This is a genomic window from Pseudomonas sp. TAA207 (assembly GCF_001529285.1).
GTDB lineage: Bacteria > Pseudomonadota > Gammaproteobacteria > Pseudomonadales > Pseudomonadaceae > Aquipseudomonas > Aquipseudomonas weihenstephanensis.
In genome coordinates, this window is record NZ_LLWJ01000072.1 from 273605 (window position 1) to 296942 (window position 23338).

The 23338-nt window shown below is 57.4% G+C and carries 24 protein-coding genes and 1 pseudogene; 13 read left to right on the top strand and 12 right to left on the bottom strand.

What is annotated here, in order from left to right; all coding sequences use genetic code 11:
- Positions 1-167 precede the first annotated feature (167 nt).
- The 4 genes and pseudogenes from AP059_RS20990 to AP059_RS21005 form a co-directional block, all read right to left on the bottom strand.
- Positions 168-812, bottom strand: a pseudogene (locus AP059_RS20990) (magnesium chelatase domain-containing protein); the annotation flags it as partial.
- 107 nt (positions 813-919) lie between these two features.
- Entirely contained in the window at positions 920-2719 is a 1800-nt protein-coding gene (locus AP059_RS20995) for a hypothetical protein (protein ID WP_131811539.1), read from the bottom strand.
- A complete protein-coding gene (locus AP059_RS21000) occupies positions 2679-4562 on the bottom strand; it encodes a hypothetical protein (RefSeq protein WP_131811540.1) in 1884 nt (627 codons plus the stop codon). The genes AP059_RS20995 and AP059_RS21000 overlap by 41 nt, the downstream gene beginning before the upstream one ends.
- Before the next feature lie 581 nt (positions 4563-5143).
- Positions 5144-5404 carry an accessory factor UbiK family protein gene (locus AP059_RS21005; RefSeq protein WP_059765992.1) on the bottom strand — a complete coding sequence of 87 codons (261 nt, stop codon included), beginning with the start codon at positions 5402-5404 and terminating at the stop codon, positions 5144-5146.
- Between the two features lie 415 nt (positions 5405-5819).
- On the opposite strand from AP059_RS21005, the gene glnK reads away from it, so the two are divergent.
- From glnK to sutA, 3 genes are all read left to right on the top strand, one after another.
- Positions 5820-6158: a P-II family nitrogen regulator gene (glnK, locus tag AP059_RS21010; RefSeq protein ID WP_002555808.1), complete on the top strand. Its 339-nt coding sequence runs from the start codon at positions 5820-5822 to the stop codon at positions 6156-6158.
- A gap of 33 nt (positions 6159-6191) precedes the next feature.
- Positions 6192-7529, top strand: coding sequence for an ammonium transporter (locus AP059_RS21015; RefSeq protein WP_059765994.1), 1338 nt, complete (start codon positions 6192-6194; stop codon positions 7527-7529).
- A 469-nt stretch (positions 7530-7998) separates the two neighbouring features.
- Positions 7999-8325 carry a transcriptional regulator SutA gene (gene sutA / locus AP059_RS21025; RefSeq protein ID WP_059765998.1) on the top strand — a complete coding sequence of 109 codons (327 nt, stop codon included), beginning with the start codon at positions 7999-8001 and terminating at the stop codon, positions 8323-8325.
- A 127-nt stretch (positions 8326-8452) separates the two neighbouring features.
- On the opposite strand, the gene AP059_RS21030 is transcribed toward sutA, so the two are convergent.
- Genes AP059_RS21030 through lptM form a run of 6 tightly spaced genes read right to left on the bottom strand, consistent with a single transcriptional unit; the run spans position 8453 to position 13021 of the window.
- Positions 8453-9148 carry an HAD family hydrolase gene (locus AP059_RS21030; RefSeq protein ID WP_059766000.1) on the bottom strand — a complete coding sequence of 232 codons (696 nt, stop codon included), beginning with the start codon at positions 9146-9148 and terminating at the stop codon, positions 8453-8455.
- Positions 9145-10041, bottom strand: coding sequence for a tyrosine recombinase XerC (gene xerC, locus AP059_RS21035; RefSeq protein ID WP_059766002.1), 897 nt, complete (start codon positions 10039-10041; stop codon positions 9145-9147). Before xerC ends, AP059_RS21030 begins: the two co-directional genes overlap by 4 nt.
- Positions 10042-10043: 2 nt before the next feature.
- Complete coding sequence (locus AP059_RS21040) at positions 10044-10760, bottom strand: DUF484 family protein (RefSeq protein ID WP_059766004.1); 717 nt, start codon at positions 10758-10760, stop codon at positions 10044-10046.
- A gap of 13 nt (positions 10761-10773) precedes the next feature.
- Positions 10774-11604, bottom strand: a complete 831-nt coding sequence (gene dapF / locus AP059_RS21045; RefSeq protein WP_048363812.1) for a diaminopimelate epimerase — start codon at positions 11602-11604, stop codon at positions 10774-10776.
- Between the two features lie 4 nt (positions 11605-11608).
- Complete coding sequence (lysA, locus tag AP059_RS21050) at positions 11609-12856, bottom strand: diaminopimelate decarboxylase (RefSeq protein WP_059766007.1); 1248 nt, start codon at positions 12854-12856, stop codon at positions 11609-11611.
- A 9-nt stretch (positions 12857-12865) separates the two neighbouring features.
- Positions 12866-13021 (bottom strand): LPS translocon maturation chaperone LptM, encoded by a 156-nt coding sequence (gene lptM / locus AP059_RS22160; protein WP_048363810.1) that lies wholly within the window; start codon positions 13019-13021, stop codon positions 12866-12868.
- A 203-nt stretch (positions 13022-13224) separates the two neighbouring features.
- Here lptM and cyaY point away from each other — a divergent pair, with 203 nt between their 5' ends.
- The 3 genes from cyaY (at position 13225) to rnk (ending at position 14346) form a co-directional block, all read left to right on the top strand.
- Positions 13225-13557, top strand: a complete 333-nt coding sequence (cyaY, locus tag AP059_RS21055; RefSeq protein WP_059766010.1) for an iron donor protein CyaY — start codon at positions 13225-13227, stop codon at positions 13555-13557.
- Between the two features lie 2 nt (positions 13558-13559).
- Positions 13560-13778, top strand: a complete 219-nt coding sequence (locus AP059_RS21060) for a DUF1289 domain-containing protein (protein ID WP_059766011.1) — start codon at positions 13560-13562, stop codon at positions 13776-13778.
- Positions 13779-13932: 154 nt separating this feature from the next.
- Positions 13933-14346 carry a nucleoside diphosphate kinase regulator gene (rnk, locus tag AP059_RS21065; RefSeq protein WP_059766014.1) on the top strand — a complete coding sequence of 138 codons (414 nt, stop codon included), beginning with the start codon at positions 13933-13935 and terminating at the stop codon, positions 14344-14346.
- Between the two features lie 3 nt (positions 14347-14349).
- Here rnk and AP059_RS21070 read toward each other — a convergent pair whose 3' ends face one another.
- Entirely contained in the window at positions 14350-17199 is a 2850-nt protein-coding gene (locus AP059_RS21070; protein ID WP_059766017.1) for a class I adenylate cyclase, read from the bottom strand.
- Between the two features lie 183 nt (positions 17200-17382).
- A complete protein-coding gene (locus AP059_RS21075; protein ID WP_059766019.1) occupies positions 17383-17652 on the bottom strand; it encodes a TIGR02647 family protein in 270 nt (89 codons plus the stop codon).
- A gap of 402 nt (positions 17653-18054) precedes the next feature.
- Between AP059_RS21075 and oscA the strand changes: the two genes are divergently transcribed.
- From oscA to AP059_RS21110, 7 genes are all read left to right on the top strand, one after another.
- A complete protein-coding gene (oscA, locus tag AP059_RS21080) occupies positions 18055-18237 on the top strand; it encodes a sulfur starvation response protein OscA (protein WP_047278876.1) in 183 nt (60 codons plus the stop codon).
- A 66-nt stretch (positions 18238-18303) separates the two neighbouring features.
- Positions 18304-19317 (top strand): sulfate ABC transporter substrate-binding protein, encoded by a 1014-nt coding sequence (locus tag AP059_RS21085; RefSeq protein ID WP_059766021.1) that lies wholly within the window; start codon positions 18304-18306, stop codon positions 19315-19317.
- A gap of 91 nt (positions 19318-19408) precedes the next feature.
- A complete protein-coding gene (cysT, locus tag AP059_RS21090; protein WP_048363803.1) occupies positions 19409-20227 on the top strand; it encodes a sulfate ABC transporter permease subunit CysT in 819 nt (272 codons plus the stop codon).
- A 13-nt stretch (positions 20228-20240) separates the two neighbouring features.
- Entirely contained in the window at positions 20241-21113 is an 873-nt protein-coding gene (gene cysW / locus AP059_RS21095; protein WP_048363802.1) for a sulfate ABC transporter permease subunit CysW, read from the top strand.
- A 3-nt stretch (positions 21114-21116) separates the two neighbouring features.
- Positions 21117-22106, top strand: coding sequence for a sulfate/molybdate ABC transporter ATP-binding protein (locus tag AP059_RS21100; protein ID WP_059766023.1), 990 nt, complete (start codon positions 21117-21119; stop codon positions 22104-22106).
- Positions 22107-22344: 238 nt separating this feature from the next.
- Positions 22345-22809: a hypothetical protein gene (locus tag AP059_RS21105; protein WP_059766026.1), complete on the top strand. Its 465-nt coding sequence runs from the start codon at positions 22345-22347 to the stop codon at positions 22807-22809.
- A 3-nt stretch (positions 22810-22812) separates the two neighbouring features.
- Entirely contained in the window at positions 22813-23313 is a 501-nt protein-coding gene (locus AP059_RS21110; protein WP_059766028.1) for a hypothetical protein, read from the top strand.
- The last annotated feature ends 25 nt before the right edge of the window (positions 23314-23338 follow it).

Below are 23338 nucleotides of genomic sequence, written 5' to 3' on the forward strand. Positions count from 1 at the left end.
TGACAATTGCATTTTTTATATGTCGGTTGATACCCAGACTGCATTATTTGTAGTAGTGGCAGGGTGATGGTAGACCAGAACCGAGGATTGCGTATTCACACGTGGCTTGAGCCCCACGATTAGTACCCGCCTTTACGAATGAATGAGGTCCAATGCTTCCGTAATTGAAGCAGGTTATGACTGCCCGCCGCCGCCACCAACAACGCGCGTTTGGCTGACAGTTGGCCTTGCACGTCGCTCAAGTCCGGGTAGGGTTGGCTCTCGTGCAACAGACCGCTGGCCGCGTAAGGCGCCATCACTGCACGACCCGCAAAATGCGCCACCACTTGCAACAAATGCTCCACCGCAATCACCGTCAACCCGCAGGCCATGCACGCTTCCTCGGCGTTGATGAGCGGCACCACCAAGGCGCGTCCAGCGGCCCGCGCCGCCAATGCCGCCGGTAATACGCCTTGCACCGGGCGAATCGCGCCGGATAACGCCAGCTCCCCCAACACTTCAACGTGCTCCAACGCACCCGCTGGCAACTGCCCGCTGGCGGCCAAAATGCCCAATGCGATGGCCAAATCAAAACGCCCGCCGTCCTTGGGCAGGTCGGCGGGCGCCAGATTTAAGGTGATACGACGGGCCGGGAATTCAAAGCCAGAATTGAGGATCGCGCTGCGCACTCGGTCTTTGCTTTCCTTGACGGCTGTTTCTGGCAGCCCGACCAAGGTCAGCGCCGGTAATCCATTGGCCAAATGCGCTTCAACTGTCACAACGGGTGCTTCGACGCCCACTTGGGCGCGGCTGTGAACAATTGCCAGAGACATGACTCATTCCTTGAGTGCGCAAAAAACACATCCTGCGCGCCTTGAAGCGCTGGGTGAGCATTTGAATGAATACCGAATGTGAACACCTCACCAGACTTCAACGGTGCCTAAACCGTTGTGGCCATGACCTGCGAATTGAGGGTGCTCGCGGGAGTGAAGGCGACCATGGAGCCTAGACCGTCGTCCATGAATTGTTGCAGCCCCCGTTGTCTTTGCGCATCAAGTGCATACACATTGGCTTTACCGGCCGTTGCAGGGAGGTTTTCGATACCACCCAGAAAGCGGTCCAACTGATGTGAATTGGAATGATACAAGTACGTCTGGTTGTCACTGGCTTTGTGAAGATAGGCCATGTGCGTGACCTTATCTTTGTTGTATCCATTTTTACTGACGAACGAGAGGAGGCCGGACTCATTGACATCGGTCAGGCGGAAAGTGTCCTTTAGGGTGTCGGTATTAATGTTCATCTTTCGATAAAAATCGGCAGACGCGCCATTCTTCGTTTGATTGATCAATGAATTAAACACTGTGTGTGTGATTTTTTTATCTGCTTGCGCAATGTGCAGTGCGGTCGCATAGCAAATATCCAACCGTGGTTCGCGCCCAAAGCTCTTATATAAAATATCGATGTTTTCTTTAAGGGCATCACGAGAGAGTGCCGCGGCTTTGAAGCTTCCAAGCGGGCGGCCATATGGTTTTTTTGTGTAGGGATCAAGGGCATACCAAAAGCCGCTTGTCTCATCCAGTTTGGCCAATAGCTTGATCTCATCACCCGCGCTGAACGCCTTGCAGACCCCCTGGGCAATGCCAGGTTTTCGTATAGATGAGGCGAGGTCGACCCCGCGCAGTTGATGCATGCCATGGCCCATCGCCCTGAACGCTTTACTGCCCCCTAATATCATCCCGCGCGCCAGATCATCGACCCCACTCAACGGGTTAAGCGTACCTGCGGCAGCGCGACCGAGGGTTCTGACACCGTGCGCCACCTTACTGGTAGTGGAGAGGCCCATATGAAACGCCTTCGTACCTTTAGCCGCCACGCCCAATCCAAAGGCAAAACAGAAGACGTCCAGCGTTAAATCAATGACACCCTCCCCAATATTGCCTTCACTAAAGTTAATGATGGCGGATCGCAGCGGGATCAGGCTCAGAAAGAACTCGTTCACTTTTTTGTAGAGCGGTACTTCGGATTCAAACGTGGTAAGTCCCCGGGCTTCGGCCGCCAGGCGCCTGATGCCTACATCGTCTACCATGGCAGCCGCGATGTACCGCGTGCGCTCACTGGCATAAGTATTGACGAGCGTTATGTCTTTCTTTTCATCGGTTATCTTCGCGGCCCATGTACCCGAAGGTACAACGGTGTTCAAGGTAGGCGATGTGCGCAACCGGCCACTGACACGGCCATGGCTAAGGCTGGAGAATTGCGCGCCTAACGGCACGGTATTTAACTCATTGCGTTTAACGACTGTGTTCTTCTGCACATTTATTTCATACGTATTGATAACACCATTGCGCTCTGTTTTAAGGAGCAATGTTTGCGGCACCGGGATGTCTTCAACCCCCCTCCCTCCTCGTGTGGTACTGACCGTGGATTCTTTAAGAACCGTTACTTTTCCAGCCTCAATATTTTTCCGATCCTCCAAAGGCAAGTTGCTTATCAAGTGTTTAACGTGCACAGCAATTGCTTTTTCCATCGCGGTGGAAAAAGTGGCCAAATGTGATGAGAAATATTTATTGAAATTAATCAGTTTGGAACTGTCGCGTTTGATCGTATTGAGGGGAACGTCTTGACTGGAGCTCGACCAATTCTTGGCATGGAAATTTTCTTGTAAATACAGATCTACGACCGAGTAAGGGCCCGGATAGTCACGATTCGGGGGGCAAACCGTAATGCATTTTTTTTTCAAACGGCACGCTGTCACCGAACGCTTGCTTCAACACTTTTAACGCCATTTCTTTACGGTCGGGCAGTGGCGTTGAATACGCCTTGGACGCAGTACTTAATTCTGCCATCTGATGGCTGAAGGCCTGAGAAACAGTACTCATCTGGGCGTCGGTATACCCATCATCAGCCCTTACGGGCATTAAACCGTTGACCACACCCCAGTCAACGAGTGCATCACGCTGCGCCGCGTAATCCATCCGTTGTTCTCGAACAGTGATCGGGCTCGTAGTGGCACGGGCTAACACTTGGGAAAATGTCATGAGGGCCGATGCGCCTGGCGCCTGGGCCTCGATACGTGCAACGGCAGTGGTCAAGTTCATCCAGGCATGAGACCCATAAGTTACCTGGGCAGGAATGTCCTTGACCAAAAACTCCGGCGCCCTGCGTGACAGCAACAAATGCGCGGCAGCGGGCGCCATGGCAGCGCTGATAGACCTGTTGGCAATCAGGTGGCTAATCAGACCTTTGACAACCGTTGCCGCCGGTTTGCCCCAATGCCCCTGACGCGCCAGATTAAAACCGGCCACGCGCGTTCGAACACGGTTCAACCTGCTTGTTGCGACCTTGGGCTGATCAAGGGAGGCGCCCAAGGCCGCCAGCGTCCAGTCTTTAATACTGTCCGGGTTACTGAAGCCTTTGAATTTTCTTTCAAGGGCCAACCCAAGCGCTTGAGCCTTGGGCGTGGCCAAAAGAGCCTGGAGGGCCGCGCGAGGATTTTGACGCTCCTCTTGCGTCAGTTTCAGGTTGTGCGCCAGATAGTTCAGCACACCTTTTTTATCGCTCGGCAGCCCCCCGATACCCAGACCGTTCTGGGTGATGGCGTCCAGAACGCTGCTTTGATCTGCGTCGTTCAACGGGATGGGCCAGGACAACGCGCCGCCAAGATTACCTTGTGGCGGTGTAGCGAGTGCGGGTTGGGTCACGGCTTGAACAAGGCTGGTCAGGGCATCATCACTGTTGGGCGCTAACCAACCATTTTCAGAAATAAATGTGCCCAGCTTCGTGGTTGAGTCTGGATACAACGCGCGCCAAGGGGATTGGGGGTGCAGGGTGAGGCTCGTGCTGCTGACGTCGCTGGTAATGGCTTGCGAAAGCTTATTTTCAAGCTGCGCCGGTTGTATGTGTTCACTGTCGCTAACCGGCAATTCCACGCGCCGTTTGAACACAATGGCACGCTCTTTACTTCGCTGGAGAATGTCCGTTAATTGAACGATGAGTTGGTGCGTGTCGTGGTTTTCTATCAGTTTGTTCCGTGTCTCTTGAAGCGCCTCTTCGGATCGCGCCGCACTAGAGCGCATGGGGTCCGTGGGCGGGAGGTTCACAAAAGCGTTGGCCTGTTCAAGACGTGTCGCGCGATACCCCATGTCCTCCCGGGATTGGGGGTCAATCCTTTCACCATAAAAATTAGCCACCACCTTGTAGGGCGCTGACGTACTGCGAGCGGGTGACTCAAACAGGTTCGTCGTACCCACCGTCGGACTGATAATCCTGGCGGCTTGCATGATGGGGTCGAGGGCCCATCGATTGTCCCGGTCCGAGGCTAAAAATAGCGTGCGCTTACCGCCAACCATGCCTGTTAAGTAATCCCGTTGAGGCGGTTCGGCGTTGGCACAAAATTGAACAGGTTTTGACAGATCCAGCTTCTTTGTGGCGGCCCAATGCAGAAAAAACGGTGACTGCATGCCCTCATGCAAATGTGCCCACCACTGACCAAATGTTGAAGTCGGTACAATATTTTCAATACGTTCTGGAACACTTCCCGTGCTTTCACCCAGGCGCAATGCTTGTGCAACACGCAGAGCCATCTGGCTGTCGCCGCTCTTTCGCAGGTTGCCCGGCGTGGCTGGCGCAGCACTCTGGGAATCGACCGCGCGGGGTTTACGGATCAAAGTCCATTGAGGTTCAGCCTCCTCAGACTCCAGAGCACTACGGTTTCGGGTTGTATCTGTCGGGCGCCGGCTGTTGGAATCCAGCTCAGCGTTACGGTTATCGGCCCGTTTTCGCGTGCTGCCAAACGTGGTTTGTTGCGAAGCTGGCAAGGCCCCCTTGACCTCGCGAGCACTTGGCTTGCTTATCTCAGGGCCTTTAAGAACCGAATGTTCTGGCAACTGAGATGAGGGGCGAAAGTGCACGGGAGTGATAGTCATGGTTTGCTCTGAATGGGTTCACAAGAGGCCGCGGCAATGGGAGCGTGTCCCTTGCGGTTTAATTCTGTGTACCCAAGGGTTCCACGACGGTTCCGGGTCGTATGGCAGGCAAACGCTACTGGCTTTGTCCTGACTCTGGGCCGATCTGCTTGAGAACAGGGACGGGCGTCTCCGTTCTCAATACGCAGGGCCTAGAGCGTGCGGCGCGCAAGGATTGCATCCAACCCTGCGCCTGGGTGTTACTGCGCGGGTGGCAGCAAGCGGGCTTCCAGCGCTGCGACTTTCGCTTCCAGGCTTTCAAGACGCGCCCGAGTACGGGCCAGGACAACCATTTGGCTGTCAAATTCTTCACGGCTTACCAAGTCGAGTTTGCTGAAGCCACTTTGCAGCAGCGCTTTGAACTGGCTTTCGATTTCGTTGCGCGGCAGCGCGGTGTCGCCGCTGAATAAACGTGATGCATGGCCACTCAGGGCATCGAGAAAATCTTTGGGCGCGAGCATGGGTAAGGTCCTTAAAACTGATGGCGGCGAGTGTATCACGGGGGTTCGACGCTCACGGTGCAGGGGCCGCTGCACAGTTTTGAGCACTGGCCGCGCCGCACGCGCACTGTTTTTGTGCGCAAAATCCGCCTGCAAACAGGCCAAACGCCACCTTGTGTCGATAACCACCTGTAATTGCTGAAATTTCCAGACATGGCAAGGTTTCTGCTTAGTCGCCTATGACTCATGCACTGATGCAGTCGCTGTGACGAAGGCAGTGCGCCAGGTGGTTCAAGGCATGTTTTCGTCGCCAGCGATTAACTCGCGCAGTGCGGCCTGAAGAAGGCTGACGGCGCGTTACAAAGCCAGACACTGCGCTTAGACTTGGCCCGGGTTTGTTTTCCTGGGGCAAGTCCACCAATTCGGGAGAAGTTTCATGAAGCTAGTCACCGCCATTATCAAACCGTTCAAGTTAGACGACGTGCGCGAGTCGCTGTCCGAGATCGGCGTGCAGGGCATTACCGTTACTGAGGTCAAAGGCTTCGGCCGGCAAAAAGGCCACACCGAGCTGTACCGTGGCGCGGAGTACGTGGTCGATTTTCTGCCAAAGGTGAAGATTGATGTCGCCATCGACGACAAAGATCTTGACCGGGTTATCGAGGCGATAACCAAGGCTGCCAACACCGGCAAGATCGGTGATGGCAAGATTTTCGTGGTCAATCTGGAACAGGCTATCCGCATCCGTACCGGCGAAACCGATACCGACGCCATCTAAGCCGCCAAACCCAACGCCCCAGGAGAAAACACTATGACTCTGCGTAAATTCGCAGGGCTCGCAGCCCTGCTGTCTGTCGTAATGCCTGGCCTGGCCATGGCGGCAGACGAAGTGGCTGCGCCAGCCCTCAACTCCGGCGACACCGCCTGGATGCTGACTGCAACGGCTTTGGTACTGTTTATGACCATTCCCGGCCTGGCGCTGTTCTACGGCGGCATGGTGCGCTCCAAAAACCTTCTTTCTGTGATGATGCAGTGCTTCGCCATTACCGGCCTGATCAGCATCCTGTGGGTCATTTATGGCTACAGCATCACGTTCGACACCACCGGTATGGAGCAGGGCGTCACCAACTTCAACTCGTTCATCGGCGGGTTCGGCAAAGCCTTCCTCGCGGGTGTCACGCCGGCCAGCCTGACCTCGCCCACCGCACTGTTTCCCGAAGCCGTGTTTATCACCTTCCAGATGACATTCGCCATCATCACGCCAGCGCTGATCGTCGGGGCGTTTGCTGAGCGCATGAAGTTCTCGGCCATGCTGATTTTCATGGGTGTGTGGTTCACTCTGGTGTATGCGCCCATCGCACACATGGTGTGGAGCGGCAACGGCGGCCTGATGTGGGACTGGGGTGTACTCGATTTCGCGGGCGGCACGGTGGTGCACATCAACGCAGGTGTTGCCGGCCTTGTGGCGTGCATCGTGCTGGGCAAGCGTAAAGGCTACCCGACCACCCCAATGGCGCCGCATAACCTCGGTTACACCCTGGTCGGCGCGGCAATGCTGTGGATCGGCTGGTTCGGCTTCAACGCAGGCTCTGCTGCCGCAGCGAACGGCACGGCGGGCATGGCAATGCTCGTGACCCAAATCGCCACCGCCGCTGCCGCACTGGGCTGGATGTTTGCCGAATGGATCACCCACGGCAAGCCAAGTGCACTGGGCATCGCGTCAGGCGTGGTCGCGGGTCTTGTGGCCATCACCCCGGCGGCGGGCACCGTCGGCCCAATGGGTTCAATCGTGATCGGCCTGGCCTCCGGTGTGATCTGCTTTTTCTGCGCCACCAGCCTCAAACGCAAACTGGGTTATGACGATTCGCTGGACGCCTTTGGTGTTCACGGTGTGGGCGGTATTGTCGGCGCGATCCTCACGGGTGTATTCGCAGCACCCGCACTGGGCGGCTTCGGCGCCGTGACCGACATCGCGGCCCAAGTCTGGATCCAGTGCAAAGGCGTCGCCTTCACTGTGGTCTACACCGCAATCGTCACCTTCGTCATTCTCAAAGTGCTGGATGCCGTGATGGGTCTGCGCGTGACGGAAGAAGAAGAGGCGGTCGGCCTCGACCTCGCGCAACACAACGAGCGTGGCTACAACTTGTAAAAAATCTTTGAAAAAATACCCGGCTTGCCGGGTATTTTTTTGCCTGGAATGTGGCGCTATTCGCACCAATAGAATGATTTTTCCTACACCTTTAAGGAGAGATCAGTTCTACGATGAAATAAGCGACGAAGACTTACAGCACAACTCGACTATTAGCTGCTTTGCTTTTTCCTTGAGCACGCTAGAATGCGCGCCGAAGGGCGAAGTAAAACGCCCCAAGAACGACGAAGGCACGGAGCATCTCCACATGCCTTCAAGGCCAGTGTTGCAAGCTATTAATTGGGCACTTGGCAAGGTGTTTATATAACGAGCGCCATGCTTACAACGGCACTTGTAAAGTCCTACCGCCGTCAAAGGCGTCGAGGCGTAAGCCACGGGTAATCCAGGGCTACTTTTTCACCAGCGGCAGTCGACAGTGGCCGTAGCTGGTCTATAACTAATCTGCTTTACGTAAGTCATGGGGTAGAACATGAGCGACGATGATCTGGAAAATGATGACCTCGAAGTAGGTGACGAAGACGAAACCGAAGAAGGTCTGGAAGCTGCTGCGGATGACGTGGCTGACGACGACGGTGGCGAAGATGCACCGGCTCCGGTCGCCAAGGGTAAATCCAAGGCTGCGGTGTCCGTTGATGACCTGCCCAGCGTAGAAGCCAAGAATAAAGAGCGTGATGCTCTGGCTCGCGCCATGGAGGAGTTTCTTTCCCGTGGTGGCAAAGTGCAGGAAGTTGAGGCCAATGTGGTGGCAGACCCACCCAAGAAGCCTGATAACAAGTACGGCAGCCGCCCTATCTAAGGGTGTGATGCTTGCTTGAAAAAAGCCCGCCGTCGCTGCGGGCTTTTTTGTGAGCGCGAGAAGCGTTTCCTGGCGGGCACCTGACATGTAGCCGCTGACGCGCTACGCCAAAAGCCCTGCAAGGCGTTCACTTAAGGTGCTTGAGCACCTGTGCCAACTCGCTCAAACAGCCAATTTCGGCATCCGGGCGCTTATCACCGTTCCACGACTTGCCGCCAGGGTTGAACCACACCGCGCGCAAACCTGCCTGCTGCGCACCGGCAATATCATCGCCCGGGTGATCACCCACGTGCACGGCCGCATGGGCTGGCACGCCGCCTCGCGACAATGCTTCATGGAACAACCGCGCATCGGGCTTGGCAATGCCAATGTCCTCGGCACAGAGCACAAATTTAAAGTGGTGCCCCAGGCCGATGCGGCGTACGTCCGCATTGCCATTGGTGACCACGCCCAACGCGTAATCACGGGCCAACGCGCTCAAGGTCGGTTCAACTTGGGCGAACACCTCAAGCGCATGCCGCGCCTCAAGGAAGACCTCGAAAGCGTGATCTGCCAACGTGTGCGCATCCGCCTGCGGGTAACCCGCGTCGTGCAACGCGTGAAACAACACCCGACGGCGCAGCGCACTGATTCGGTGCTCTAACTGCGGCTGCGCGCCCAAAACCCGCTCGCGCAGGGTTTGAAAGTGCGCAACCTCAAAAACGCCCAACTTTGGTGCATGTACTGCTAGCCACTCGCCCAATACCGTCTCGGCCCGCACGATGACCGGCGCGGTGTGCCACAAGGTGTCGTCAAGATCGAAGGTAACCAGTTCAATTGTCATTCACTGCCCTTACTGCGTTTGGCCCGCGGGTGGGCGCTGTCGTAGACCGAAGCCAGATGCTGGAAGTCCAGATGGGTATAGATCTGCGTCGTTTTGATGTCCGAATGCCCGAGCAGTTCTTGCACCGCCCGCAAATCCTGAGAGGACTCTAGCAAATGGCTGGCAAAGGAATGGCGCAGCATGTGCGGGTGCAGGTTTTGTCCCAACTCACGCTCACCCGCAGCCTTGACCCGCATTTGAATCGCACGCGGCCCAAGCCGTCGACCACGCTGGCTGATAAACACCGCGTCATCTTGCGGGTTGGCCAGGGCCCGCAGAGGTAACCAGGCCTGCAAGGCCTCGCGGGCCTTTTTACCGACCGGCAGCACACGCGTCTTGCTGCCCTTGCCCAACACTTGCACCAGCCCGTCAGCCAAATCCAGCTGATCCATATTCAGACCGGTCAGCTCCGACAAGCGCAGCCCGGAGGAGTAAAACAACTCCAGAATGGCCTGATCACGCAATGCCAGAAAATCCTCCTCCACTGCGCCTTCCAGCAGTTGCAGGGCACGGTCGGTGTCGAGGGTTTTGGGCAGGCGCCGTTCACCCTTGGGCGGTGCCAGACCATTGGCCGGGTCGTGGTCGCACAGGCCTTCGCGGTTGAGGTAGTGATAAAGCCCGCGCACCGCCGACAGCAGTCGCGCAATGCTGGGTGAAGACTGCCCTTGCTGATGCAGGCGGGACACCAACTGGCGCAGGCGCTGGATATCCAGTGCTGACCAACTGCAGATTGATTCTTTATTGCAAAACGCCAACACCTTGCCCAGGTCACGGCGGTAGGCTTCAAGCGTGTGAGGCGACACTTGGCGCTCACTGCGCAGGTGGGTGCAGTAAGCGTCCAATTGCCGTTCCATGCCTAGCGCACCGAGCGCAGGGCGTTGGTAAAGCGCGGTAACACACGGCCGAGCACTTGCGCGATGTAGCTGAGGAACAAGGTGCCCACCGAACTTTTGTAATGCTGCGGGTCACGGCTGGCAACCGCCAGAACGCCATGCAGGCCCAGATGATTGAGTGCGACCACCGCGGTCGAGCCGATTTGTTTGCGCTGCTCTTCGCCAAACAGGAAGTCCAGCTCGTGCTCACGCAAGCTGCCGCTCACCGCCTTGCCTTCGGTCAGCAAGCCACCCAAAGCGCGCTGGGCGTCGGCACTGTTCACCCAACGGCCAACCGGCATCGGGTTATCGCCAAACAGCACCAGGCTTACGAAAGGCACCTGAAAGTCCTGACGCAAACTGTCTTCGACGGCGATCACCAAGTCTTCAAGGCTGGTGGCATCCATCAACGCCAGGTTCAGGCGACGGGTTTTTTCAAAGAGCCGGTCGTTGTCGCGGGCCACGTCCATCAACTGCGATAAACGATGGCGCATCTCGATATTGCGACCGCGCAACAGTTCCAGTTGGCGCTCGACCAGCGACACCGTATCGCCGCGCTGGTGAGGAATGCGCTGCGTCAGCAACAACTCTTCACGCTGGCTGAAGAAGTCTGGATGCGCCTGGAGGTAGGCCGCCACGGCCGCAGCCTCAGGGCTTTGATCAAGAATGTCGAGGTCTGCTGGCTGTGGCTGGTCGCTCATCGTATGCGCTCGCTCATAAACGGACTTGTCCTTCGTAAACCCGCATCGCCGGGCCGGTCATGATCACCGAGCGCCCCGGGCCTTCCCATTCAATGGTCAGGCGACCACCGGGCAGGTCCAGCGTCACGGGCGAATGCATCCAGCCCTGGCTGATCGCGGCCACCGCTGCCGCACAGGCGCCGGTGCCGCAGGCCTGGGTTTCCCCGGCGCCACGTTCCCACACACGCAATTGCGCGCGATGACGATCAATGACGTGAAGAAAGCCGACATTGACCCGGGCCGGGAAGCGCGGGTGATGTTCGATTTTGGGGCCCAATTCGTGCACGGGCGCGGCATTGATGTCGTCGACGCGCAACACCGCATGCGGGTTGCCCATTGAGACGGCGGCCAACTGCACGGTCTGGCCGTCAACGTCCACGTCATAGCTCAACGCCTGCGCATCCGCCACGAACGGGATGTCGGCCGGTACCAGACGCGGCGGGCCCATGTCGACGCTGATTTGCCCGTCACTGCGCACGTTCAGTTCAATGATGCCGCTTTTGGTTTCGACCTTGATCTGGCGCTTGGTGGTCAGGCGCTTGTCGAGCACGAAACGCGCAAAGCAGCGCGCACCGTTACCGCACTGCTCCACTTCGGAACCGTCGGAGTTGAAGATCCGATAACGGAAATCCACCTCCGGGTTGCTGGGCGCTTCAACGATCAGTAATTGATCGAAGCCGACGCCTGTGTGCCGGTCACCCCATTGCTTGGCGTGTTTGGGCAGGATGTGCGCGTGCTGGCTGACCAGGTCGAGAACCATGAAGTCATTGCCCAGGCCGTGCATTTTGGTAAAACGCAGCAACATGGGTTCACTCCGCCAGCAGGCTTTCGCCAGCAAACAACTCGGCAACGGTCTCGCGACGACGCACTTCGAACGCCTGATCGCCGTCCACCAGAATCTCGGCGGCACGACCACGGGTGTTGTAGTTCGAGCTCATGACAAAGCCATAAGCACCGGCCGAATGCACTGCCAGCAGGTCACCTTCGACCAGCGCCAACGGGCGGTCTTTGGCCAGGAAGTCACCGGTCTCGCAGATCGGGCCCACGATGTCGTAGGCGCGGGTTGCGGTGTCACGCGGGCGAACCGCAGTCACGTCCATCCAGGCTTGATACAGCGCCGGGCGGATCAAGTCGTTCATCGCCGCATCGACAATGGCGAAGTCTTTGTGTTCGGTGTGCTTGAGGTATTCGACCTGCGTTAACAGCACGCCTGCGTTAGCGACGATGAAGCGCCCCGGCTCAAACACCAGCGCCAGCTCTCGGCCTTCGATACGCTCGCGCACCGCCTTGATGTAATCGGCGGCCAACGGTGGCTCTTCGTCGCGATAACGCACGCCCAGGCCGCCACCCAGGTCAATGTGGCGCAGGTAAATGCCGCAATCGCTCAAACGGTCGATCAGTGCCAGCAGGCGGTCGAGCGCGTCGATAAACGGATCGAGCGTGGTCAGTTGCGAACCGATATGGCAATCGACGCCGATCACTTCAAGGTTGGGCAATTGCGCGGCGCGGATGTACACGTCTTCGGCATCCGCAATGGCGATACCGAATTTGTTTTCTTTGAGGCCGGTGGAAATGTACGGGTGAGTGCCTGCATCGACATCCGGGTTAACGCGCAGCGAGATCGGCGCACGCACGCCCATTTCGGCAGCAACAATTTGCAAACGTTCAAGCTCGTCGGTGGACTCGACATTGAAGCAGTGCACGCCCACTTCGAGCGCGCGGCGCATGTCATCGCGGGTCTTGCCGACACCCGAAAACACGATTTTGTCGGCCGAACCGCCCGCCGCCAGCACACGCTCCAGTTCGCCGCGGGACACGATGTCAAAACCGGCGCCCACACGCGCCAGGACATTGAGTACACCCAGGTTGGAGTTGGCTTTTACTGCAAAACACACCAAGTGCGGCATGCCCTGCAAAGCGTCGGCGAAAGCGTTGTATTGCGCCTCGATGTGCGCCCGGGAATAGACGTAAGTCGGTGTACCAAAACGCTCGGCAATGGCCGTCAGCGCGACACCTTCGGCGAATAACTCGCCGTCCCGGTAGTTAAAAGCGTCCATGGTGTTCCCTTATTGGTGCTTGTGCGCTTGCGATTGCGACGACTTCGCTTGGTCATCAGGGGACTGGCTGTCGTCTGGCAGATACAGCGGGCCTTTTTGACCACAGGCAGAAACAAGGCAAGCAACCGCAACCAGTGCAGCAATAGAAGAGATCAGGCGCTTCATGGCGAAATCCTTTGAAAAGCATTAATTGCGCCCGAGTATACCGAGCACCTACCAGCTTGCCTATGCGCCAGAGCGGTCGGGCAAAACAGCCTGTGTGGATAATCAGTGGTGCTGTGACCAGCGCTCAGTTGGGGTTTGCAATCGGTCTGGAGCGCCCGTATCTTGCGAGCTCCGAGCATGACTAGACATTACGAGGTTCCACCATGAGTTTGACTGAAGCCCGTTTCCACGATCTGGTCGATGCAACCCAGCAAAACCTGGAAGACGTTTTTGATGAGAGCGGTCTGGACCTGGACCTTGAGAACTCGGCCGGTGTACTGACGGTCGAGTTTGAGGGCGGCGCGCAACTGATTTTCAGCCGCCAGGAACCGCTACGACAGCTCTGGCTGGCTGCACGCGCAGGTGGCTTTCACTTCGAGTACGACGAAGAAGAGTCACGCTGGAAATGCCACAGTTCTGATGAACTATTGAGTGAGGTGGTTCAGCGCCTGACCGAGGAACACACCGGCGTCGAGCTGGATTTTAACGAGATCTAAACGTGACTGCTCCTGCTAAACCCGCAAAACCGCTCTACAGCAACGTCAGTCCGGCAGTGCCGTCGCCTTGCATCAGCACTTGCCGGCTGGATGAACAAAAAGTCTGTCTGGGCTGCTTTCGCCATGTCGAAGACATCCGTGAGTGGCGCTCGGCTGACGACCAGCGGCGCCGGGTCATCTGTGAACAGGCCCGGCAACGCCAAGACTACATTCAGCTATAGGTGCGAGCGAGTCTCAGCGACCCCCTCTGGCTTGTGTATTTATTTTGCTGTGGTAGTGTCCGGGTTCGCCTCGCACTAACGAGGTTGGTCAAAACCCCGCCATTTTCTGGCGGGGTTTTGCTTTTTCGTGCAGAAAAAAGGAGTCTGCCAGGTCATGACCACTTCACCCGCCATCACGCTCACTCGCCTGGACGTGCAACGTCTTGAGCAACTGATCGACAAACTGGATGACACGTTGCCGGGCGTTGTTGCCCTGCAAGCCGAACTTGATCGCGCCGAAACCCTCGTAGGCCACGATGAAGTGCCCGCCGATGTCGTCACCATGAACTCGCGCGTGCACTGCCGCGAACAGAGCAGCGGCAAGGATTACCACCTGACGCTGGTTTACCCCAAGGACGCCAACGCGGACGAAGGCAAAATTTCGATCCTCGCGCCGGTGGGCAGCGCCTTGCTGGGCTTGCAAGTCGGTCAGCACATCGATTGGCCAGCACCGGGCGGTAAAACCCTGAAGATGGAACTGCTGGCTGTTGAAGACCAGCCCAAAGACGGCGGCCCTTTCCCGGCCTAAGCCTCAGACCTGCGCCAGCGCCTCGTTGAGCGCCTGCTCCAGATCCGCCTTGTAGCGCAGGTATAGATGGCTCGGGCTGTGGCTTTCGCCCAACAGCCCCGACAAATCCAGATCAGTGATGTAACAGCGGTAGCGCTCGGTTTCGCGGCGCTGCCCGATAATCTCTCGCGCCACCGCGCCATACAGCTGATCGCCATGGTCCATTTGGCTGAACTCACGCTGATTGCAATACAACGTGACCCATTGCCCACCATGAGCGCCCTTGCCGATGATCGCCTGCACCTCGTAATAGGCGCTGTTCGCCGGGCTGACCGGTGCGCGCCGGGCTTCGATGCTACGCGCACGGCCAGTGCCTGAAGGCAATATCTGGTAATACAACACCTCAAGTGCAGCCACTGGGTTGTCCTCCTCAAGCGGTTGGCAGGCTTCACGGCGAAACAACAACGCTTGCACGAACCGTTGCAGCGGCACCAACAAGCTCAATTCGTCATGGAAAGGGACTGTTTGCTGCCACACCACATTGCACTCATCGAGCACGGTCAACTCGGCACGCCCGTCATTGAGCCGGTAAAACACCTGAATCGCGCCAGGTTTTGCTTTGGGCAGCATCAACCCAAGGTCATGCTCGCCCAACGCCATCGCATCCAGATGCACAGCCCGATAAGCCGGCACGCTCTGGCTCAAATACCCCACCAGCGCGGCGCTGTCGGCCAGCGCCACATGGCGCACTTCGCCTCTCGTCAGCTCCATGACGTGAAAACGCTGCTCCACTTGCACCACATAACTCACGGCGCGCCCGCTCAAACGCAAGGCTTGCGCCGTATTGAAGACGCCCTCCACCCGATGCGCGATAAATTGCGCACGGTTATGGCACACACAACGCACCCGCAACTCAGGCGTTTCACGGCCGTGCGGCTGGGCGTTGAGGTAATCGCTCAGGCAGTCGAACAATGCGTGCTCGCCGTCGAAGCGGCTGACGATCACTTCATTCCAGCTGTTGAGCGTGACTTGATCCAGCGTCAGCACCAGGTTTTCGCGCACCCCGGCGTAACTCAGCGAGTCGGTACGCTCGGTGGTCATCACAATGTTCATTTCCCGGTGGTGCTTGAGCGGGTCAATCCCGACGTTAACCACGATCAGCACCTGCGCCGGGATGCTGGGCCGCAGCAATTGCGTTTCATCGACCGCTGCCAGCGGTAAGACGATCAGCTGCTGCAAGCAGCCCAACAGGTTAAACAGCTCATACTCAGTAACATCCGTACTGCCCGGGTTCAACGCCAAGCGGGTGCTGCTGTCGATCACCCCATTGCGATGGCACCAGGCAAGCAACTCCAGCAGCGCAGGGCTGCGCCGGATGGCGGGCGTATGTTCCCACTCATGCACCGCCAGATTGCCGCGATACACCCCCCAATGGTGCTCACCGGGTTCTTTTTTATTGGGGGAGTGCACCAGCGTCAGCAGGTCTTGCGCCAGGTTGGGCGCGATACCCGGATTGATGTGATCAACCTTGCCCGCCTTACGCTCAAACGCGGCATACAACCGGCGGCCCAACACATTCAAGTCACGCTTATTGGTCAAGCCTGCCGCCTGTTCATCACGGGCAAACTGGCTTAAAAACCGATAGCTGTAATTCAACTCATGCACCAACGCCCGGCGCTCGTGAATGGCCTGCTCGGCCTTCCACAGGGGACGACTGTCGAGCCACGCCAATTGGCGCTGATCCCAGCCCCATTCTGTGGTCAATCGCGCCAGTAACTGGCGCTGCCACTGTGTGCCGCGCTGGGCGATGCTGGCGGTCAGCTTACGGTTCACTTTCAAGTACAGGCTGCGGCGCACCAGCTCCAGCCGATCCACATCGCCACGCGCCTTGAGGTACTGCTCAATGCGCCGGTACACCACCACGTAGGGGTCCAGCTCATCGAGGTCTAACTGATTGGCGTACACCGATTGTTTGAAACGCAGGCTCAGGCACTCAACCTTCGGGTGTTCGCTGGCATACACCTCAATCAGCAGCAGCTTGAGCACCGACTTGTAGGGTGACTCAATGCCTTTGAACAACTGCCACAAGCCAGCACCGACGAATTCCCCCGGCGGAATGCGCGCCAAATGCCCAAGATCGACGGCCTCATCGGCTCGAATAAAGCGCTTGGAGAGCAACGTGTGAGTGAATTGCGCGTAGTGTGATTCTTCACACGCGGGCACCCACCACCACATTGGCGTACGGCCCGCGAGCCAGATGGCGGTGCGATAAAACTCATCCAGCAGCAAGTAATGCTGCGTCGTACCGCAGTCATCCGTGCTTAAGCGGGCATCACGCTCACCGAGCGCAAAGCGTTGCCCGTCAATCAAAAAGAAATGGGCATCCGCCCCCAGCCCCGCCGCCCATGCCTCCAGCAATTGGCATTTTTTACGCAACTCATCGAGCGCCGACTCGCCAAGGTCCGGCCCATGACAGACCCACACATCCATATCACTCTGATCGGTCTGGGCCAGCGTGCCGAGGCTGCCCATCAAAAACAGGCCATGAATCGGCAACGCCGTCGTGGGCGTGCGCGCTTTATATGAAAAGGAGCGGGTCAGGCGCTGGGCTTCGGCGAGGCTGAGTGTGTCTGGCTCATAACCGGCCACCCCGGCAGGGGTGCTACCGGACACATAACCGGGCAATAAGGGATGGTTCACATGGAAAAAAAGAGGCAGCAGGCTTAAAACCGTTTGCTGACGCGGGGTCAAACCTTCCAGTGCGCGCAGCAGTCGCCCCTGATTGACGCGCAGAAACCTCTCGCGCAAATGAGTGAGTGTCTGCCGATCTATACCTTCATTCAGATTGATCTGAATTTCCTGGGTGCGCGTCATATCGAACTCAAACCGGCTCGCCAGGCGAGAAAGAGGAGGGAGGCAACGTAGGAAGGAGTCTACAGCGAGAGGGCGAAAAACCTTAGGAGGAAAGCTCTTTTGGCGTCAGATTTTTTGCTTACTCAGAAGGTATGCCCGCGGAATCATTCATGAGCAGAGCGATTCCGTGGGCGATCAGTGGCGTCAGGCAAGCTCTGCCAGTCGAACGGCAACAAAAGGCTTGGAGGTCAGAATGGACAACAGCGTTTGTACATGCTCGACAGCATCACGCCCCAGACTGGTGAGGTAACCGCCGTCAGCTTGAGTGATGAGGTCTTTTTCGTGGAGGCGTTTGGCGGCTGCAATCAGGTTCTTGTCAGCATCTTGATGGACTTTCAGACCCTCTTGAGTGCTGTTCAGATCAAACAGTGCAAGGACTTCCAGTTCGGCAACCAATTCAGGGGTAAACGACATAAGGACTCCAGACTATGCAGGAAGAGACGACAACGGCTCTAAGGTGAGCTTAGTTGGGCGGTCTGTCCAGTGGCAGTTCTCGCCATGATGGACCCGCGGGGGCAGTGAGAGCCTAGACGTAACCTGTAGTCGTTGCACGGACACGCCGGCTGCGATAGCGCGCCCAAGCCGCACTTGAGCCTGCTCTCTGAACCGCTCTGCCACTTCCAACGGTTTGATTTACAACCGCTTTGCCGCCGATCGCAGCCTGCGTGCCCGTGCAGCAACGAGCGAGCCAGATGAAAAATGACATTTCAGTTATATAAACATTCTTAAATAGTATTTTTAAGAATAATCGCGCCTCACTACTATTGCCTTCACGCCAGCACCCCCTCGGCACCCCCTATTTTCAGGAGCACCACCATGAGCGCATCTCTGCGTAGCGTTGACGGCCAGGACGAAGCCACCATTCTGCGGGAAATCCAGAGCGCGCTACGAGACCTGCGCTTCGGTGCCGTTGAAATCACAGTGCACAACGCACAAGTGGTTCAGATCGAACGTAAAGAAAAATTCCGCCTGCAAAACCCCGGTCAAAAAAATAGCTGAACCCCGTAGCGCTCATTTGAGCCACCCATAACAACTAAAAACACACGCAGTTTTGGAGCCTCACCTATGTCCCTACGCCGTTACGCTTTGGCCGCGCTGGCCAGTGCCATTTTTGCTGGCTCCGCTGTGGCCAAAGACTACGAGTTGTTGAACGTCTCCTACGATCCAACCCGTGAGCTGTATCAGGATTACAACGCCGAATTCTCCAACTTCTGGAAGCAAAGTCATCCGGGCGACACCGTCAAAATTCAGCAATCACACGGTGGTTCGGGCAAGCAAGCGCGTGGCGTGATTGATGGCCTGCGTGCTGATGTTGTGACCCTGGCGCTGGCCGGTGACATCGACGAAATCGCCAAACTGAACAAAGGCTTGCTCCCGGAAAACTGGCAAACCCGCCTGCCGGATGCCAGCACCCCGTACACCTCAACCATCGTGTTCCTGGTGCGCAAGGGCAACCCCAAAGGCATCAAGGACTGGGGCGACCTGACCAAAGACGGCGTATCGGTGATTACCCCGAACCCCAAAACCAGCGGCGGCGCGCGCTGGAACTTCCTCGCAGCCTACGCTTATGGCCTCAAGGCTAACGGTGGCGACGAAGCCAAGGCCAAAGAGTACGTTCAAACCCTGTTCAAACACGTCCCGGTGCTGGACACCGGCGCACGCGGCTCGACCATTACCTTCGTCAACAACGGTCAGGGTGACGTGCTGCTCGCATGGGAAAACGAAGCGTTCCTGGCCCTGAAAGAAGACGGCGGCGCTGACAAGTTCGACATTGTCGTGCCTTCACTGTCGATTCTGGCGGAGCCTCCTGTGGCCGTGGTCGACAAAAACGCCGACAAGAAGGGCAATGCCGAGATCGCTAAAGCGTACCTCGAACACCTGTACAGCCCGGCCGGACAAGAAATTGCTGCCAAAAATTTCTACCGCCCGCGTGATGAAAAGGTCGCGGCCAAATACGCACAACAGTTTCCCAAGCTGGAGCTTGTCACTATCGACAAAGACTTCGGCGGCTGGAAGACTGCTCAACCGAAATTCTTCAATGACGGTGGCGTGTTCGACCAGATCTACCAGGCGCAATAACCTGTGGGGCGGGGCCATTTGGCATCGCTGAAAGCTAGAACATTAAGCCCGCAATTGGTTTGCGGGCTTCGTGCGTTAAACAAGGACTTTTATGTCGCGTCGTATCTCCCCCGTCATACCCGGCTTCGGGCTGACACTGGGCTACACCTTGGTGTACCTCAGTCTGATTGTGCTGATCCCGCTGGCCGCCATGTTCGTACATGCCGCGCAACTGACCTGGGACCAGTTTTGGGCCATCATCAGCGCACCTCGCGTGCTGGCCGCGCTCAAATTGAGCTTCGGCACCGCCTTTGTCGCGGCGCTGATCAACGGCATCATCGGCACCGTGCTGGCCTGGGTCCTGGTGCGTTACACCTTCCCCGGGCGCAAAGTGATCGACGCGATGATCGACCTTCCTTTCGCCTTGCCGACCGCCGTGGCCGGGATTGCTTTGACGGCGCTCTACGCCCCCAATGGCTGGATCGGCCAGTTTGCTGCCGACCTGGGCTTTAAAATCGCCTACACCCCGATGGGTATCACCCTGGCGCTGACCTTCGTCACGCTGCCGTTTGTGGTGCGCACCGTGCAACCGGTACTGGCCGACATCCCGCGTGAAATCGAAGAAGCCGCCGCCTGCCTCGGCGCCAAGCCGCTGCAAGTGTTCCGCTACATTCTGGTGCCCGCCCTGCTACCTGCCTGGTTGACCGGTTTTGCGCTGGCCTTTGCCCGTGGCGTCGGCGAGTACGGCTCGGTGATTTTCATTGCGGGCAACATGCCGATGAAAACAGAAATCCTGCCGTTGCTGATCATGGTCAAACTCGACCAATACGACTACACCGGCGCCACCGCCATTGGCGTGATGATGCTGGTGGTTTCCTTCATTTTGCTGCTGCTGATCAACCTGATTCAGCGCCGCATCGAAAAACCGTGAAGGAGGCCTGACCATGTCCAACTCCATTTCGAGCACGTCCTCGGTCGCCAACGCGGCGCGCCGTGGCAGCCCGCGCTCACGCCGCCTGTTGATCGGCTTCGGCTGGTTGTTTTTCACCGTGTTCCTGCTGCTGCCATTGCTGATCGTGGTGTCCCAGGGCCTGAAACTGGGCTTCGGGGCGTTCTTCGACGCGATCCTTGAACCCGATGCCCTGTCGGCCTTGAAGCTGACCATCATCGCCGTGGTCATCTCGGTGCCGCTCAACGTGGTGTTCGGCGTCAGCGCGGCCTGGTGCGTGAGCAAATACAGCTTTCGCGGCAAAAGCATCCTCGTGACCCTGATCGACCTGCCATTTTCGGTGTCACCGGTGATTGCAGGTCTGGTCTACGTGTTGATGTTTGGCGCGCAGGGTTTTATCGGCCCGTGGCTGCAAGACCACGACATTCAGATCGTATTTGCGTTACCGGGCATCGTACTCGCCACCATCTTCGTCACCGTGCCTTTCGTGGCCCGTGAACTGATCCCGCTGATGCAAGAGCAGGGCACCCAGGAAGAAGAGGCCGCACGCCTGCTGGGCGCCAACGGCTGGCAGATGTTCTGGCACGTCACCGTGCCCAACATCAAATGGGGCCTGATCTACGGCGTAGTGCTGTGTACGGCGCGGGCGATGGGTGAATTCGGTGCAGTTTCGGTGGTGTCCGGGCACATTCGCGGGGTGACCAACACCCTGCCGCTGCACGTCGAGATCCTCTACAACGAATACAACCACGTCGCCGCCTTTGCTGTGGCCACCCTGTTGCTGATCCTGGCGCTCTTCATCCTGCTGCTCAAGCAGTGGAGCGAATCCCGTATTAACCGCCTGCGCGCCAGCGCCGCGGAGGAATAAACCATGTCGATCGAAGTCCGTAACGTCAGCAAGAACTTCAATGCCTTCAAGGCGCTGAACAGCATCAACCTGGACATCCAGAGCGGCGAGCTGGTGGCCCTGCTTGGCCCTTCGGGCTGTGGCAAAACCACCTTGCTGCGCATCATCGCCGGCCTCGAAACCCCGGACGAAGGCAACATCGTGTTCCACGGCGAAGACGTCTCCGGGCATGACGTGCGCGATCGCAACGTCGGTTTTGTGTTCCAGCATTACGCGCTGTTTCGCCACATGACGGTGTTTGACAACGTTGCGTTCGGCCTGCGCATGAAGCCGAAAAAAGAACGCCCAAGCGAAACCCGCATCGCCGAAAAAGTCCACGAACTGCTGAACATGGTGCAACTGGACTGGCTGTCGGATCGCTACCCCGAGCAGCTTTCGGGCGGGCAGCGCCAGCGTATTGCCCTGGCTCGCGCCTTGGCCGTAGAGCCTAAAGTGCTGCTGCTGGACGAACCGTTCGGCGCCCTCGATGCCAAGGTCCGTAAAGAGCTGCGCCGCTGGTTGGCGCGCCTGCACGAAGACATCAACCTGACCTCAGTGTTCGTGACCCACGACCAGGAAGAGGCGATGGAAGTGGCCGACCGCATCGTGGTGATGAACAAGGGCGTGATCGAGCAAATCGGCTCACCGGGGGAGGTGTACGAAAACCCGGCCAGCGATTTTGTGTACCACTTCCTGGGCGACTCTAACCGCCTGCACATTGGTGAAGACCAACATGTGCTGTTCCGTCCGCATGAGGTGTCGTTGTCACGTCATGAGATAGAGGACCATCACGCCGCGCAGGTACGCGACATTCGCCCATTGGGCGCGACCACCCGGGTGACATTGAAAGTTGAGGGTCAGAGCGAGCTGATCGAAGTGGAGGTGGTTAAAGACCACGACAGCCTCACCGACCTGGCACGGGGCGAGACGTTGTTCTTCAAGCCCAAGGTGTGGCAAAAACACGCCAGCGTGTAATCGTCGACAGTGACAAACAGGCCTGACGTCTTACGACGCTCAGGCCTTTTTATTGAACAACTCGCCGGTGAACAGACTTAAGTCACTGTTTAAACCTGCGCACTTATAACCCTTTGCGATTACGCCTGCCCCCCTGTCAATGTTGACAGTAGGCAACGCGACGCTCCGTTAATACGCTGTGGGCATGGCGCTGTTTGAAGTGCACCGATTCATTGACTGTCGCAAAGGCACACACCTGATGAACACTGATCGATATGATGATTCAACTGTTCTTCTACCGGCTACCGGCAACGTACAGGCCGAGATAAGCCTGGACGGCACCACTTACGCCTTTACTTCGGATTCAGTCACGCACTTCTATAACCCCAGCACCTCGCACTTCGGTATGTCTGGGGTATGTAACGAGTCCGATAGCGCCATTTTGCTGTGGATAAAAAAGGGCATACCGAATGGCGCTTATGCCTTGGGCCAAGCGAATCAGGATGTCTACATGAGCATTCGTTATCAACTGGCACAAACAAGAGCCACCGGGGGTCAAGTCGATATCACGGTGGATGTCACGCCTGAACGGCACCATTTCCAGGCGACCTTCGATTTTGTTGCGGGCCAACAAGATCAATTCAGAGTGACGAAAGGGACGCTTGATATTTCAAGGGACTTCGAGCCGGCCACAGGATTGATCGTGCCCGCGCAGAGGAAATAAACCATGTCCGAGCACATCGTTTTAATTCCAAAAACACCTGCCACTCACGCCCATGAGGGGGACTTTGAATGGGCGTTCGATGAGGAGAACATTCGCGCCACAGCCAACACTTTCTATTTGAGTGACTGGGGCACGGGAGAGGAACCGCTGTGGGTATTCTCCGGTTCAATAGGCGAAGTCGTTACCGATAACTATGTCGGCTTCTTATTCATGATCCCCTTTCTAAACGAAGATCCTCTAGAGCGTATGTACCTATTGGAAGATGGGTTGCAAGCGCAATACGCATACTCAATCCCGCCGCCGCCGCAATACCACGCCATTCGCCGCCACGAGGCAGATGAAGCCACATTGAGCGTAAAACTTGACCCTGGCGCAGGTACGGCACAAGCCACCTTCGACGCAACGTTCACGATCGACGGCATTCAGCAAAGCGCAATAGGTCGGTTTAGTCTCTTGCGCAACTATTTGGCATCAGAGCCAGGCCGCCACACTCACGCCTCATGAGGGTGATGCGGTGCCTTTGCAACAC